This window comes from Sorangium sp. So ce362, from assembly GCF_051519845.1.
Lineage (GTDB): Bacteria > Myxococcota_A > Polyangia > Polyangiales > Polyangiaceae > Sorangium.
Window position 1 is genome coordinate 10,506,432 of record NZ_CP150332.1, and the last position, 13,988, is coordinate 10,520,419.

Here is a 13,988-nt window from a genome sequence, read left to right on the forward strand (position 1 = left end):
AATGCGGCCGTGCGCGACGTCGTCAGTCAGCGGTAATCGTCCTTCGCGCGCCGCACGGCGGCGAACACGTCGGGCAGCGTGGGCCCCGGGAAGCGGGCCTGCACGGATCGCTCGCTGCAGCGCAGGAACGGGTTCGTCGCGAGCTCCTCGGCGATGGTGCTCCCGACCGTGGGCTCGCCGCGCTCGCGCGCCGCGCGGGCGGCCGCGAGCTTCTTGCGGATGGCCTCGTTCTCGGGCTCGACCGTCTCGGCGAAGCGGAGATTGTTCACGGTGTACTCGTGACCGCAGAAGACGCGCATGTGCACCGGGAGGGCGGCGAGCTTGGAGAGCGAGGCGTGCATCACCTCGGGTGTGCCCTCGAACATGCGGCCGCAGCCGCCGATGAAGAGCGTGTCGCCGGTGAACACAACGTCCTCGACGCAATAGGAGACGGCGCCGAGCGTGTGGCCGGGGACGTGCAGCGGCCGGAGCGTGAGGCCGGCGATCTCGACCGGCTTGCCCTCCTCGACGTGCTCCGTCTGCGCGGGCACGCGCCCGACGTCGCTCGCGTGCGCGTAGACGGGGAGGTCGCCGTAGCGCTGGCGGAGCGCCTCGTTGCCGCCGACGTGATCGTGGTGGTGGTGCGTGTTGACGATGGCGACCAGGCGGAGCTGCTCGCGGTCGAGCGCCGCGACGACCGGCTCGGCCTCCGACGGGTCGATGACGATCGCCTCGCGCCGCCCGTCCGCGGCCACGAGGTAGGCGTAGTTGTCGCTGAGGCAGGGCACGGTGAGGATGCGCATGGGCGAGAAATATAGTGCGGCGCATGCGGGGAGCCTGTGAAAAACTCGGGGCAGAGAACGTAAAGAGAACGTAAAGAGAACGTTCAAGAGGACGTGATGGGGCGCGCTTGTCGACCTCGATCGGATCCGCGCGCGGGAGGATAACGCTGGCGGGTCGCCTCGCGCCGTGACGCGCGCGCCGTCGTGTGGCAGAGGGGCCGTGCATGGCGTCCGCCGAGCCCTCTGTCCGCTACCGCATCGGCGTCGATGAGAACGGCCTCGGCCCGCGGCTCGGTCCGATGGTGGTGACGGCCGTCCTCTCGCGCGTCACCGAGGCCGGCTGGCAGACCGCCGGCCGCGCGCCCCGCGGCGCCCTCGCGCAGCGGCTCGGCGACTCGAAGCAGCTCGTCGCGCACGGGGACGTCTCGCTCGGCGAGGCGTGGGCCCGCGCGCTTGTCGCGCGCGGCTGCGGCCGCACCGCGACGGCCGGCGACCCGTCGTCGGTCGACGAGCTGCTCCACGCCGTCTCGCTCGACGACCGCGCCGCGCTGCGCGCGCTCTGCCCGGGCCACGTCGAGGCGCAGTGCTGGTCGACGGAGGGCGAGGCGTTCACCGCGCCCGACAAGCTGCTACGCACGGTCTGCCGCGACCTCGACAAGCTCGCGGGGAAGGGGGTCGAGATCGTCGCCGTGCGCTCGATGCTGCTCTGCGTGAAGCGGATGAACGACGGGGTACGCGCCGGGAAGAACCGGTTCGTGCTCGATCTCCACGCGATGGAGCGCCTCATCCTCGAGCTCGGCGGCCTCGCCGGCGCCGAGGTCTTCGCGGTGTGCGGCAAGGTCGGCGGCTTCGGCAAATACGGGTCTGCGTTCGGCCCGCTCGCCGGGAGGCTGCACCTCGTGCTCGAGGAGGGCCGCGCCCGCAGCGCCTACCACTTTCCCGGCCTCGGCGAGATCGCGTTCGTCCGCGACAGCGACGCCTCGGATCTTTGCGTCGCGATGGCGTCGATGGTGGGCAAGTACGTCCGCGAGGCGCTGATGGAGCGGGTCGCGCGCCATTACCAGCGCGCGGTCCCGGGCCTGCACGGAGCGAGCGGCTACCACGATCCGGTGACCTCGGCGTTCATCGGGGCGACCCGGCTCGTCCGTCGCGCGCGCGAGATCCCCGACGACTGCTTCGAGCGGCGCGCCGCCGAGGGGAACGCCTCGCTCGAGCGCGGCGGCCCGTGAGGTCGAGTCCGGCGCCGCGCTAGGCGGGCGCTGCGCCAGGCGGCGCGCGCCGCGCCCGCGAAACCGGCGGCCCCGCGCGGCGTAGGAGGGGTGGATGCGCTACCCTCGACCGGCCAGGTGGAAGATGAATTGGCTCCGCGCTGCTCGTCTGCTCTTCGCGCTCATGCTCGTCGCGTCCGCCGCCCTGATCGCGTGCTGGCGCACGGGCGCTGCGGGGGACGCGAGCAAGACTGCCCTGGTATCCAAGGAGGCTGTGACGATGTCGGACAGAAGCTATCGCAAACCGTCGGATGAGGAGCTGCGCAAGCGGCTCACGCCGCTCGCGTACGAGGTCACCCAGCACGACGCGACCGAGCCGCCGTTCCGCAACGCCTTCTGGAACAGCCACGAGGCGGGCCTCTACGTGGATGTCGCGAGCGGCGAGCCGCTCTTTTCATCGGTCGACAAGTTCGACTCGGGCACCGGCTGGCCGAGCTTCACGCGCCCCGTCGCGCCGGAGCGGGTCGTGGAGCGCTCCGACAGGGCCCACGGGATGGTCCGGACGGAGGTGCGCTCCAAGGCCGGCGACTCGCACCTCGGGCACGTCTTCGAGGACGGGCCCCGGCCGAGCGGGCTGCGTTACTGCATCAACTCTGCGTCCCTCCGGTTCATCCCGCTGGATCGCCTCGAGGCCGAGGGCTACGGCGCCTACCGTGCCCTGTTCGAGGGTCGGAGCGGCGCGCCGGCGGAGCAGGCCGGCGCGAACTCCTGCGCGCTCCCCGCGCCTGGAGAGGCGGCCGGCTGCGAGACGACGCTGGAGACAGCCATCCTGGCGGGCGGCTGCTTCTGGGGGATGGAGGAGCTCCTCCGGCAGATCCCCGGCGTCCTCGAGACGGAGGTCGGTTATGCCGGCGGCCGGACGAAGGAGCCGACCTATGAGGACGTGAAGACCGGAGTGACGGGCCACGCCGAGTCGGTGCGCATCGTCTTCGATCCAGCGAAGCTGTCGTATGCCGAGCTGCTCGAGAAATGGTTCTTCCGCATGCACGATCCGACGACACAGAACCGCCAGGGCAACGATGTCGGCACGCAGTACCGCTCGGCCATCTTCGTCACGACGCCCGAGCAGCGCCGCATCGCCGAGGAGGTGAAGGCGCGCGTGGGGCAGAGCGGCAAGTGGCGCGCGCCGCTCGTGACAGAGATCGTGGAGGCCGGGCCGTTCACCCGCGCCGAGGAGTATCACCAGAAGTACCTGGAGAAGTCCCCGGGCGGGTACACGTGCCATTACATGCGCGATTGACGCAGAGCGTCATCACGTCAAGAACCAGCAAAAAATCGAGGGGTGGCGGGGAGGCTGAGAGCTCCACGCCTCCGTGAAATGTTTCGAGCGGTCCGCTGCGCGACAGCGGTTTCCGCCCACCTCTGCTCCGTGCAGAGCGGAGCGGCGGGCCTCCGCACAGGAGACGGGCCCAGATCGGCGTTTTCGGCGCGCAAGCGCACCCCGGTGCGCTGAGCACCGAAAACGCCGAGGTGGGCCCGTATCCGAAGCGGGTGACCGTCGCTCAGCGGTTCGCGATGTGGATCGCCGTGCCCATGGCGTGGGCGGCGGCTTCCATCAGCGACTCGCCGAGGGTCGGGTGGGGGTGGATCGTGAGCGAGATGTCCTCGAGGAAGGCCGCCATCTCGAGCGAGAGGGACGCCTCGCTGATCATCGTGCTGGCCTCCGGTCCGACGATGTGGACGCCGAGCACCTGCTTCGTCTTCTTGTCGGCGACGATCTTCGCGAACCCCTCGGTCTCGTTCATGGCCATGGCCTTGCCGAGCACCGAGAACGGGAACTTGCCGACGACGATCTCGATGCCCTTCGCCTTCGCCTCCGCCTCGGTGAGCCCCACCGTCGCGATCTCCGGATCGGTGAAGATCGCGCCCGGGATCGCGACCCAGTCCTTCGCGGCCTTGTGCCCCGCGATGACCTCGGCGACGATCTCGCCCTCCTTCGTCGCCTTGTGCGCGAGCAGGGGCGGCCCGCTGACGTCGCCCACGGCGTAGATCGACGGCACGTTGGTGCGGCACGTCTTGTCCGTCGGGATGAAGCCGCGCTGATCGACCGTCACGCCGACCTTCTCGAGGCCGAGCCCCTTCGAGCTCGGCCTCATGCCGACGGCGACCAGCACCGTGTCGACGACGATCGTCTGCTCCTTGCCCTCGATCTGGATCTTCACCCCGACCGAGCCGTCCTTCTGCTTCTCGTACCCGATCGCCTTGGCGTTCTTGTGGATCGTGCCGCCGCGCTTCAGGATCTTGCGCTCGACGAGCTTTGTGCAGTCGGGGTCGACGCCCGTGAGCAGCTCCGGCAGCGCCTCGACCACGGTGAGCTGGGAGCCGAACGCCTGGTAGACCATGCCGAGCTCGAGGCCGATGACGCCGCCGCCGATCACGAGCAGCCGCTTCGGGATGCGGCGCAGGCTCACCGCCTCCTTCGCGCCGATGATCGCGTCGCCGTCGAACTTGAACGTCGGGATCTCGATGGTGGTCGAGCCGGTCGCGATGACGATCCCCTTGGTCGCCTCGATCTGCTCCACCGAGCCGTCCGGCAAGGTCACGTCCACGCGCTTCGGCCCGACGATCGTGGCGGTGCCGGCGAGCAGGTCGGCGCCGTTGCCCTTGAGCAGCGACCTGACGCCGCCGGTGAGCTTCTTGACGATGCCTTCCTTCCAGTCCTGCATCTGGTTGGCGTCGAGCTCGACGCCGCTGACCTTGATCCCCATCGTGGCGCCGGCCTGCGACTTCTCGTAGAGGTGGGCGGCGGCGATGAGCGCCTTGGAGGGGATGCAGCCCCAGTTGAGGCAGACGCCGCCGGGCTGCTCCTTCTCGATGCAGAGCGTCTTCTGCTTGAGCTGAGCCAGCCGGATGGCGCAGGGGTAACCGCCGGGGCCGGCTCCGATCACGATTGCGTCGTAGGTCTTCATCCTTGTCCTTGTTGTGCGCTTCGGAGACTGGGATTAGGGGCGCCGGGGTCCGTCAGGCAAGCCCCTCGCTGACCAGCCCGGAGGCCGCGCCCGCGACCGCGAGCCGTACCCTGGGTGCCCGGGGCTTACACGACCTCGCACCGAGGGGAAATCCCTCCCGTGGTCAGCGTCCGCCGCCGTGCGCGGGCGCTTTCGGGGAGCGCAGGAGCTCCGCGCGCTGGTCGCGCAGGTGCCAGGGCAGCTCCGCGTAGACGTCCTCGAACAGGGTCTCGCGGGCGGGCGGGTCCATCGCCTCGACCTCCGCGACGGCGGCGGCGATCTCGGCGTTGAGCTCCGCCTCGAGGGAGGCCTCCGCGGCGTCGTCGAGGAGGCCGCGGACGACGAGGTGGCGCCCGAGGCGCAGCAGCGGGTCGCGCTGCGTCCAGCGATCGACCTCCTCCTGCGACCGGTACCGGCTCGGGTCGTCGCTCGAGGAGTGCGCGCCGACGCGGTAAGTGAGCGCCTCGATGAAGCTGGGGCCGCCGCCGGCCCGGGCCCGCGCGACCGCCTCGGAGACGGCGCGGTAGACGGCGATGACGTCGTTGCCGTCGACCCGCACCGACGGGACGCCGTAGGCCCGCCCCTTGATGGCGATCGTCCTGGAGGCCGTCTGCCGGTCGGTCGGCACGCTGATCGCCCAGTGGTTATTCTGGCAGATCATCACGCAGGGCGCCTTGAAGACCCCCGCGAAGTTCATCGCGCTGTGGAAGTCGGGCTCGCTCGTCGCGCCGTCGCCCATGAACCCCACCACCACCGTGCTGTCGCGCCGCAGCTTCGCGGCCCATGCGGCGCCGACCGCCTGCGGGATCTGCGGGCCGATGCAGCTCGACCAGGACACCTGGTTCACCTGCCGGCCGCTCATGTGAGACGGCATCTGGCGCCCCTTGAGGAGGTCGCCCGAGTTGCCGAAGATCTGGGCCACGTACGTGCGGAGCGGGAAGCCGCGCACCAGCATCATCACGCTCTCGCGCAGCGCGGGGAAGATCCAGTCCGTCGGATCGAGCGCGAGCGCGGTGGCGATCGGCGTCGCCTCCTGGCCGGTGCACGCGCCGTAGAAGCCGACCCGACCCTGCCGCTGGAGCAGGAGCATGCGCGCGTCGAGCAGCCTGAGGCGCTTGATCTCGCGGTAGGTGCGCAACAGCAGCGCGTCGGTCAGGCCGGGATCGGTCGCGGGATCCAGCGTTCCGTCGTCGCGAAGGACGCTGAGCAAGCCCTCGTCGTCGCCCTCCCCCGCGCGGGGCGGCGGCGCGTCGGCGGCGGGCCTGGTCGAGGCGCCGGGCGGCGTGGCTTCCAGCTCGCTCATGACCGGACCATACCGCGAAATGGCGGCGATCGCGGCCCCTTCGGCTCGCCGGCGCGAGCCCGCTCACCCCGGTCGCCCGCCGGAGCGAAGCGGCTCACACGCGTCGCGCCGCGCTCAGGCGAGGAGGACGCGGAACATCCGCTTGCTGTCGGAGAGGTAGTAATAGGCGGCGCGGTCGGCGTCGCCCATCAGATCGAGGATGGCGCGCTCCATCTGATCCGGGCTCAGCGTGTTGGACACCTCCCAGGTGCTGGGTGTGACCTCGTCGCCCTGCCACGGTCCGGCGCACAGCGCGACGAGGCGGGCCCGGTTCGCCTCGTCGGCGATCGAGAAGGTGAGGATGTAATCGTGGTTGACGAAGCCGCTATAGAGCTTGTTGTCACGCGGCATCTGGGTTCTCCCTGTCGTGGTCGCGACGCGGCGGCGCCTCGTGCTGCGGTCGTCGGGTCGGCACCCTCGCACCGGCGCCCGCGGCGACGGCGCAGGTCGGGGGCGTCGATGTCCTCACCGCGGGCCGGGCGGCAGCGGAGCGGCCGCGTCCTCGTCGTCGTCCTCCTGCTCGGGGCGACGCGCGCCGAGCGTGAAGACGTGCAGCACGACCAGGCTCGCGCCGAGGAACACCTCCGACCGGCCCACGAGCTCGGCGCGGCGATGGGCGCGCTCGAGCTCCATGCCGAGCTCCCCCTCGCCGCGCCGGGCGCCCTCGCGGTGGAGCGCCGCGATGCGGGGCGTGAGCGCCAGGCCGACGTACGCGGCGCACCCGGCCATCACCATGGCGATGACCCGGCGCACGCGGGCCGCGCGGCTCGCGCCCTGACGGCCAGCCGCCCAGGTGCGCGCCACCTCCGCGCCGAGGAGGATCACCGCGGCGCCGAGCGCGAGCTGATCGAAGCGGGAGAAGGCCGCGCTCATCGCGTCACCGGAGAAGGGGGTCGGGGTGAGCCGGAAGACGAACGGCGCGGCGCAGGCGCCCAGCGCCACGAGGCCGCCGGCCCAGGCCCCCGCCGCGAGCGCGGCCACGCTCGCGGCCGCGCGATCGATCAAGAAGCGGCGCGACGCGGCGCGCTCCTCGGGGCTCGGGGCGAGGTCGGCCTCGCTGAACTGGGCTTCATCGTTCATGCATCCACCTCGGAAGCGATGGCGGCGAGCGCCTCCTCGACGGCCCCCTGATCGGCCTTCCGCGCGTCGCCCCGCATCGCCGCGATCGCCGCGCGGGCGGTCGCGAGGCGAGCGCGACCGGCGGCCGCGACGGCGAGCGTGCGCCGGTGGCGGTCCCACGCGCCGAGCTCGCTCAAGATCTCGCGGATCGCGCGCTCGTGGCCCATCCGCGCGAGCGCGACGCGCGCGTGCCAGCGCAGCGGGTCCCGACCGAGGCCGAGCCTCAGCCCGAAGACGCGCCGCTCGAGCGCGCTCCGGGAACCGGAGAGGCCGAGCTCGCCGCAGAGCTCGATCGCGGCGGCCTCGTCCTCGTGGTCGACCCCGCGGAGCTTGCCACCCACGATCTCGACGAGCACCGCGTGGCCCGCCGGATCGCCGAAACGCGCGGTGACGACCGCCGCCGCTGCCCGGACGAGCGGCGACGCGTGGCCGAGCAGCGCGCTCGCCCGCGCCAGGCTCGCCGGAGGGAGCTCGCCGTTGAGCTCCCCCAGCTCCTCGAACATCCGCAGGGCGATGTGGCAGACGAGCGGATCGTCGTCGTGCGAGGCCTGCATGACGGCGTCGAGCGCATCGGCCGGCTCGGCGCAGACGCGGGGGAACGCGATCACCGCCTGGAAGCGGACCTCGGGCCGCTCGTCCGAGAGGGCGCGCCGGAGCCGCCCCGTAGCGCGCGCGTCGCCGATCTCGCCGAGCGCCGTGATCGCCATCTGCCGGACGTTGGGATCCACGTCCTCGACGGCGAGGAGCAGCGCGGGCAGCGCCTCGACGGCCTTCGTGTCGGCGAGGGCGATGGCCGCTGCCGCGCGCACCGCCGCGTGCCCATCGGCGCGCAGCGCGCCCTCGATCGCGCACAGGACCTGCTCCCGCGCCTCCGCGGCATATGGGACGAGGTCGCTCACGGCCCCCACGCGCACAGCGGGCTTCTGCGAGGCGACGTCGCGCAGCGCAGCCTCGAACGTCCTCTTCGCGGGAGCCGATCCGAACACGCGGCCCACGCTAGCACGGTCGACGCGCGACGCCGGACCGCACGGCGCAGCGCTCAGCCTCCGCCAGCGCCGCCCTCGCCCCCCGAGCCGCCGGCGCCGCCCTCACCGCCAGCGCCGCCCTCGCCCCCCGAGCCGCCGGCGCCGCCCTCACCGCCAGCGCCGCCCGAGCCGCCCTCGCCCCCCGAGCCGCCGGCGCCGCCCTCGCCCCCGGGCGTGTAGGGAGTCCACGCGGGCTGCTCAGGAGCGGCCCTGCAGACACCGGGCCCGCTCTCGCCATCGTCCAGCGGCTCGCCGGGCGCGCTCGGGGTAGAGGACGGATCCGGCAGGCACGCCTTCGAGCTCTCCGGCTCGGAGTCGACGATCGCGGCGTTGCGCTCGCCCGGCGGGATCGCCGCGGCGCCCCGGATATCGCGCAGCGCGACGCACGAGTAGCCGCTGCGGCAGTCGTCGTCGTCGTCGCAGGTGGCCATGCAGAACGTGCGCTCGAAGCGCGGCCAGCGGACGTTCTCGAGCTCGTCGCACGCCTGATCCAGCACCGGGTTGAACGCGACGCAGACGCTGCTGCCGTAGCAGCTGTCCGGCTCGCAGTTGAAGACCGTGCAGTAGCCGCCGGGCTGCGTGCCATCGCAGAAGAGCTGCTGCTCGTTCTGCACGCAATCGAGCGACGTGATGCACGCATCGCCGATCTGCGGGCCGCATCCGGCGAGCAGCGAGGAGACGCCGAGGACGACGAGCAGGAGGGCGGGCCCGGTGAGGCGAAGCATCGAGGAGGGCCGCTTAGTACCGGCAGGGGCGCCCGCGCGCAAGCGTGCGCGGGCGCCATCGCGCGGAACTTGCGCCCGCTTCCGCCCGAATTGACACCGTGCGGTCAGGCCTCTAGAAACGAGCGGACCGGGGTTGACCCGGAGAATGAAGCAAAGGCCATGGCGACTTACATCACCGAAGACTGCATCAACTGCGGCGCCTGCGAGCCGGAATGCCCGAACGAAGCCATCAGCGAGGGCGACGAGATCTACGTGATCGATCCGGAGCTCTGCACGGAGTGCGTCGGCTTTTACGACCACGAAGCGTGCCAGGCCGTGTGCCCGGTCGAGTGCTGCCTGCCCAATCCGCAAATCGTGGAGACCGAGGAAGCGCTCATCGCGCGCGCCATCAAGCTGCACCCGGACGATGCCGAGCTGCAGAAGCGGGCTGCCGCCAACGACTACCCCTCGCGCTTCCGCAAGTAGAGCAGCTTTTCGAGCCCCTTCGCGTCGCCTCTCGGGCCGCGCTCCCCATGTCTCCGCCGGCACCGTCGGTTCAATGCGGCGCCCGGGTCATACCGTGATCCGGCGCTGGGTCGCAACGCTCCTCGCAGGCGTCTGCGCGGGCTGCCATGGCAGCGGTCCGCTGCTCCATCCGGCCCACGTGCTCCGCCCGGGCAACGTGAGCTTCGGCGCGGGCCTGTCGGGCGACCTGATCGTCGCCGGAGCGACGGTCGCCCCGCTGGAGGCAGGCGCGAGCGCCGGCGACCCGGCTGCGACGGAGGGCGCCGCGCGGCGGAAGCTCTCCGAGATCACGGTGTCGCCGGGCGTCGCGCCCTGGGCCAGCGCCCGCGTCGGGATCGACGGCGGGAACGAGGCCGGGCTGACGTACACGGGGCGCGCCCTCCGGCTCGACGGACGCCATGCGTTCCCGCTCGGCGAGGCGGCCCTGTCGCTCGGGCTCGGCGCCTCGGCGCTCTTCGCGGGCGCTCCGAGCCCGAGCGCGGGCTCGATCGCGGCGGGGAGCGACGTCTACGGCGCGGGGATCGACGTCCCGCTCCTGCTCGGCTTCCGCTCGGACGCGGATCTCTTTGCGCTCTGGTTCGGTCCGCGGCTCGGGCTCGATCTCCTGAGCGGCGAGGTGCGGCTGCCCGCCGGCTCGGCGACCCAGGGGCCCCTCGTCGACGCATCCGGTCAGCACCTCCGGGTCGGGTTCGTGCTGGGCGTGCGCGCCGGGTTCCGACACGTACATGTCGCCCTGGAGGCTACAGCAACGTACCATCACGCCATGGGCGAGATCGGCGGGGTTCCGGTCGCCCTCGATCAGGGCACCGTCGCCCCGGGCGGCGGCCTCACGGTCACCTTCTGACCTGGCCGTAAAGCCGTAGAAAAAATCGAATTTCTTGCATTTTCTGTGGGCAGCGCAGGTGCTTGCCCGGCCGGAGGACCGGCCTTAGACTCGGATCTATGCGTCCCTACGGCGCCCTCTCCACCTCATGCCTCCTCGCCGTTGCGGCTCTCGTCGGCTGTTCGGCGCCTGTCGCGGGCGACGCGGCCGACGTCAGCGGGGTGGTCACCCAGGGGGTCGTGCGCGTCGAGCGCGCGATCAACCTGAGCCGGGACGCCGCCACCGCCCCCGTCGAGCTCGACGAGGCGGCGCTGCCGGTCGCGGCCGACGAGAGCGCGTCGTCGGTCACCAACGTCCTGGCGAAGTTCATGCGCCTCTCTTCCGCGATGGATCCCGAGCTCGCCGAGGGGGCGGTCGGCCAGGCGTTCGTCCTCCCGACCGCCGGCAGCTGCATGGTCCTCTCGCCCGCCGCCGAGGATGACGCGGCGAGCAGCTTCAGCTCCCTCAGCCCGATCGAGCTCCTCGACGCGGGCGACGTGACGATGCGGACCGACAGCACCCAAATGCCGCTCGCCGCCCGCGCATTCCCCGACGTGGGCGCCCTGGTCTTCGGCGTGTTCTACACGTCGCGCGACGCCACCAGCGATCTGCCGGCGCCGGCGCGGTACGTCTTCGAGAGCTCGGGCTCGGGGCAGCTCGACCGGTTCGCCTTCGAGGCCGACGCCCCCGCCGGTCCCGAGGACGTGCGGGTGGGCGACGCCGATCTGGCCGACTTGGTCGAGCTCGACGCCGGGGTCGGCGCGGTGGTGCAGTGGCGCCCGGACGAGGGCGGTGAGGCCGACCGGGCGCGCGACGTCATCTACATCGACGTGACCTCGGCGCACGGCGCGACCGTGCGGTGCGCGTTCAAGGACACGGGGAGGGGCGTGATCCCGGGCTCCTTGCTGGATCCGTCGACGCTCGGCCCCCTGCCCGCGAGCGCGACGCTCGCCGTGCACCGCACGCGGCAGGTGCCGTTCAGCGCCTCGGGGATCGATCTCGGCGAGGTGCGCTTCGACCTCTCCGTGAACGGCCGCGCGCGCATCGCCGCGCGCTGACGGTTGGGCGGCCGACCTCGGGGTGGCGTACGAGGACCTGCGACGGCGCGCGGACGAGCTCGCCGCGATCGGGCAGCGCGAGCGCGGCGCCGCGCTCCTCGTGGCGGCCGGCGATCGCGCGGGCGCGTCGGAGCTGCTCGAGCGGGTCTGCGATTTCGCCGGCGCGGCCAGGGAGGCGCTCGCCGCCGAGGACCCGGCCCGCGCCGCGCTGATGGCCGCGCTCGGCGGCGACGACGCGCTCGCGCGCGAGGCGCTCGACGAGCTCTCGATCACAGCGCCCCGGGACGCCGCGCTGCGCGTCGCCGCCGACCTCGCGGCGCGCGGGTTCCCCCGCCACGCCGGCGCGCTGTTCGCGGCGCTCGGCGACCACGCCGCGGCAGCGGAGGCGTTCACCGCGGCACAGGACGCGCGCCGCGCCGCCGAGAGCTTCGAGCTCGCCGGCCGCCCCGCGGACGGCGCGCGCGTGCTCGAGGCCGCGCTCCGCCGCCGCCCGGGCGACGCGGCGGCGTGGCTCGCGCTCGGCGAGCTCCTCGCGCGCCACGGCCGCGCCGAGGCCGCGGTGCGGGCGCTGCAGCATCTGCCCCCCGCCTCCGCGGAGCGCGCCCGCGCGCTGCCGCTGCTCTGCCGCTGCCTGGGCGACCTCGGGCTCGAGGACGCCGCGCAGACCGTGCGCGACGAGCTCTCCCGGCTCGACCCGCGCGGCCAGGAGGCGCGCTCGTCGCCGGCCGTCGCTCCCGGTGACCCCGCGGCGGCGCCCTCTCCTGCCGGCGCCGCGCCCGCAGGACCGCTCCTCTTCGGGCGCTACGAGACCCTGCGCGAGGTCACGGCCACGCATCACGCGCGCGTGGTGGAGGCGCGCGACCGGATCACGGCGGAGCGCGTCGCCGTGAAGATCTTCGCGGGCGCGGCGTTCGGAGCGGGCCGCGACGCGCTGCTCCGGTTCGAGCGCGAGGCGCGGGCCCTCGCCCAGCTCCGGCACCCGAACGTCGTCGCGCTCCGCGCCTATCACCCCGAGGGGCCCGCGATGGTGCTCGCCTGGATGGCCGGCGGCTCCCTGATCGAGCGGCTCCGGGGGGAGCCGGTCGCGCCCGCGCGCGCCGTCGAGATCGCCTGCGCGCTCCTGTCCGCGCTCGGCGAGGCGCACCGGCTCGGCATCCTTCACCGCGACGTGAAGCCGAGCAACGTGCTCTTCGACGAGATCGGGACGGCGCACCTGGCGGACTTCGGGGCGGCGCACCTCGGCGATCTCTCGACGACCGCGACGGCGGGCGCGATCGGGACGTTCGCGTACATGTCGCCTGAGCAGCGGATGGGGCGGCCGGCGACGCTGGCGAGCGATCTGTACGGCGCCGGCGCGGTGCTCGCCGAGCTGCTCACCGGAGAGCCGCCCGCGCCCGCCGTGGGCGGGCACCTCGATCCGGCGCCGAGCGAGGTCCACCCGGATCTCACGGCGGCCCACGACGCCATCGTGGCGGCGCTGCTCGCGGAGGACCCCGCCGCGCGCCCGGCCGACGCGTTCGAGGCGCGGCGCGCGATCACCGCGCTCCCCTGGCCGGAGAGCCCGCGGCCGCGGCGGTCGCGCGCGAGCGCCCGGCCTCGGTCGAGCGAGGCGCCGCCCCCCACGACGACGCGGCTCGCGGCGACGCTCGAGGTCGGCGACGGCCGGGACACGGAGGGGCGATGGCGCGACGCCTGGCTCGATCGCGACGTGCTCGTGCTGCAGCTCGACGACGCGACCCTCGCCCGGGCCCGGGCGTTCGCGCGCGCCGGCCACCCGGCCCTGCCGTCCGTCCTGCGGGTCGACCTCGCCGCCGGCGAGGTCTGGGTGGCGCCGCCCCAGGGCCGCGCGCTCGCCGACGAGGGCCGCGCCCTGACCAGGGGCCAGCGGGCGCGCCTCGGCGAGGCCATCGCGGCGCTCCACGCGGCGGGAGGCGCGCACGGGTGCATCGACGGCCAGCACCTCTACCTGCACGACGGCGAGATCGCGCTGGCCTACCCGCGCGAGGCTGCCGGCGGCGTGGAGGAGCTGGCAGCGCGGGATCTCGCCGCGCTCGAGGAGCTCGACAGGAACGCGCTGGACGAGCCCTAGAACGCGCAGGTGGGGTACTCGCCGTCGGCTCGCTTGGTGATGTCGTAACAGCAGTAGTCGCCGTCGAAGTCGGGCTCGCTGTCGACCGACTGGACCTCGCCGCCGCAGGTGGAGCCGCCGAAGTAGTCGAGCGCTTCCTCCTGAGCGGGGCACTCCCCCTCGAGCTCGGTCCACTCGAAGCACCCGACCTTGTCGCACCCCGTCGCCGCGAAGGAGAGCGCCAGGGCTGCGAGCGGAAGGGCCCGGACCGGACAACGCGCGAGGGCCGAACGGATCGTCGAGATCAT

14 protein-coding genes are annotated in these 13,988 nt (G+C 73.1%); 6 read left to right on the plus strand and 8 right to left on the minus strand.

Annotation, left to right across the window (positions count from 1 at the left end):
• Positions 1-26: 26 nt before the first annotated feature.
• Positions 27-782 carry a hydroxyacylglutathione hydrolase gene (gene gloB / locus WMF17_RS40450; protein ID WP_437598805.1) on the minus strand — a complete coding sequence of 252 codons (756 nt, stop codon included), beginning with the start codon at positions 780-782 and terminating at the stop codon, positions 27-29.
• 203 nt (positions 783-985) lie between these two features.
• Here gloB and WMF17_RS40455 point away from each other — a divergent pair, with 203 nt between their 5' ends.
• Together WMF17_RS40455 and WMF17_RS40460 are read left to right on the plus strand one after the other, a co-directional pair.
• On the plus strand, positions 986-1,990 hold the full coding sequence (locus WMF17_RS40455) for a hypothetical protein (RefSeq protein WP_437598806.1): 1,005 nt from the start codon (positions 986-988) through the stop codon (positions 1,988-1,990).
• A gap of 124 nt (positions 1,991-2,114) precedes the next feature.
• On the plus strand, positions 2,115-3,269 hold the full coding sequence (locus WMF17_RS40460) for a bifunctional methionine sulfoxide reductase B/A protein (RefSeq protein WP_437651445.1): 1,155 nt from the start codon (positions 2,115-2,117) through the stop codon (positions 3,267-3,269).
• 262 nt (positions 3,270-3,531) lie between these two features.
• Here the strand turns inward: WMF17_RS40460 and lpdA are convergent, their stop codons facing one another.
• The 6 genes from lpdA to WMF17_RS40490 form a co-directional block, all read right to left on the minus strand.
• Complete coding sequence (gene lpdA / locus WMF17_RS40465) at positions 3,532-4,938, minus strand: dihydrolipoyl dehydrogenase (protein ID WP_437598809.1); 1,407 nt, start codon at positions 4,936-4,938, stop codon at positions 3,532-3,534.
• 163 nt (positions 4,939-5,101) lie between these two features.
• Positions 5,102-6,280, minus strand: a complete 1,179-nt coding sequence (locus WMF17_RS40470; protein ID WP_437646388.1) for a thiamine pyrophosphate-dependent dehydrogenase E1 component subunit alpha — start codon at positions 6,278-6,280, stop codon at positions 5,102-5,104.
• A gap of 114 nt (positions 6,281-6,394) precedes the next feature.
• Complete coding sequence (locus WMF17_RS40475) at positions 6,395-6,670, minus strand: hypothetical protein (protein ID WP_437598812.1); 276 nt, start codon at positions 6,668-6,670, stop codon at positions 6,395-6,397.
• A 114-nt stretch (positions 6,671-6,784) separates the two neighbouring features.
• On the minus strand, positions 6,785-7,399 hold the full coding sequence (locus tag WMF17_RS40480) for a DUF4149 domain-containing protein (protein WP_437646389.1): 615 nt from the start codon (positions 7,397-7,399) through the stop codon (positions 6,785-6,787).
• A complete protein-coding gene (locus WMF17_RS40485) occupies positions 7,396-8,424 on the minus strand; it encodes a HEAT repeat domain-containing protein (RefSeq protein WP_437598816.1) in 1,029 nt (342 codons plus the stop codon). The genes WMF17_RS40480 and WMF17_RS40485 overlap by 4 nt, the downstream gene beginning before the upstream one ends.
• 53 nt (positions 8,425-8,477) lie before the next feature.
• Positions 8,478-9,188: a hypothetical protein gene (locus WMF17_RS40490; protein ID WP_437646390.1), complete on the minus strand. Its 711-nt coding sequence runs from the start codon at positions 9,186-9,188 to the stop codon at positions 8,478-8,480.
• A 159-nt stretch (positions 9,189-9,347) separates the two neighbouring features.
• Between WMF17_RS40490 and WMF17_RS40495 the strand changes: the two genes are divergently transcribed.
• From WMF17_RS40495 to WMF17_RS40510, 4 genes are all read left to right on the plus strand, one after another.
• A complete protein-coding gene (locus tag WMF17_RS40495; RefSeq protein WP_437482514.1) occupies positions 9,348-9,653 on the plus strand; it encodes a YfhL family 4Fe-4S dicluster ferredoxin in 306 nt (101 codons plus the stop codon).
• 94 nt (positions 9,654-9,747) lie between these two features.
• Positions 9,748-10,536, plus strand: a complete 789-nt coding sequence (locus WMF17_RS40500) for a hypothetical protein (protein WP_437646391.1) — start codon at positions 9,748-9,750, stop codon at positions 10,534-10,536.
• Positions 10,537-10,634: 98 nt separating this feature from the next.
• Positions 10,635-11,612: a hypothetical protein gene (locus tag WMF17_RS40505; protein WP_437598821.1), complete on the plus strand. Its 978-nt coding sequence runs from the start codon at positions 10,635-10,637 to the stop codon at positions 11,610-11,612.
• 22 nt (positions 11,613-11,634) lie between these two features.
• Positions 11,635-13,701 carry a protein kinase domain-containing protein gene (locus WMF17_RS40510; protein WP_437646392.1) on the plus strand — a complete coding sequence of 689 codons (2,067 nt, stop codon included), beginning with the start codon at positions 11,635-11,637 and terminating at the stop codon, positions 13,699-13,701.
• Here WMF17_RS40510 and WMF17_RS40515 read toward each other — a convergent pair.
• Positions 13,698-13,988, minus strand: a complete 291-nt coding sequence (locus WMF17_RS40515) for a hypothetical protein (protein ID WP_437646393.1) — start codon at positions 13,986-13,988, stop codon at positions 13,698-13,700. The two genes, WMF17_RS40510 and WMF17_RS40515, sit on opposite strands and share 4 nt — an antisense overlap.

Bases quoted from the DNA above. Each gene is read 5' to 3' on its own strand.
- gloB (WP_437598805.1), bottom strand. From the start codon at position 782: ATGCGCATCCTCACCGTGCCCTGCCTCAGCGACAACTACGCCTACCTC.
- WMF17_RS40455 (WP_437598806.1), top strand. From the start codon at position 986: ATGGCGTCCGCCGAGCCCTCTGTCCGCTACCGCATCGGCGTCGATGAG.
- WMF17_RS40460 (WP_437651445.1), top strand. From the start codon at position 2,115: ATGAATTGGCTCCGCGCTGCTCGTCTGCTCTTCGCGCTCATGCTCGTC.
- lpdA (WP_437598809.1), bottom strand. From the start codon at position 4,938: ATGAAGACCTACGACGCAATCGTGATCGGAGCCGGCCCCGGCGGTTAC.
- WMF17_RS40470 (WP_437646388.1), bottom strand. From the start codon at position 6,280: ATGAGCGAGCTGGAAGCCACGCCGCCCGGCGCCTCGACCAGGCCCGCC.
- WMF17_RS40475 (WP_437598812.1), bottom strand. From the start codon at position 6,670: ATGCCGCGTGACAACAAGCTCTATAGCGGCTTCGTCAACCACGATTAC.
- WMF17_RS40480 (WP_437646389.1), bottom strand. From the start codon at position 7,399: ATGAACGATGAAGCCCAGTTCAGCGAGGCCGACCTCGCCCCGAGCCCC.
- WMF17_RS40490 (WP_437646390.1), bottom strand. From the start codon at position 9,188: ATGCTTCGCCTCACCGGGCCCGCCCTCCTGCTCGTCGTCCTCGGCGTC.
- WMF17_RS40495 (WP_437482514.1), top strand. From the start codon at position 9,348: ATGGCGACTTACATCACCGAAGACTGCATCAACTGCGGCGCCTGCGAG.
- WMF17_RS40505 (WP_437598821.1), top strand. From the start codon at position 10,635: ATGCGTCCCTACGGCGCCCTCTCCACCTCATGCCTCCTCGCCGTTGCG.
- WMF17_RS40515 (WP_437646393.1), bottom strand. From the start codon at position 13,988: ATGATCTCGACGATCCGTTCGGCCCTCGCGCGTTGTCCGGTCCGGGCC.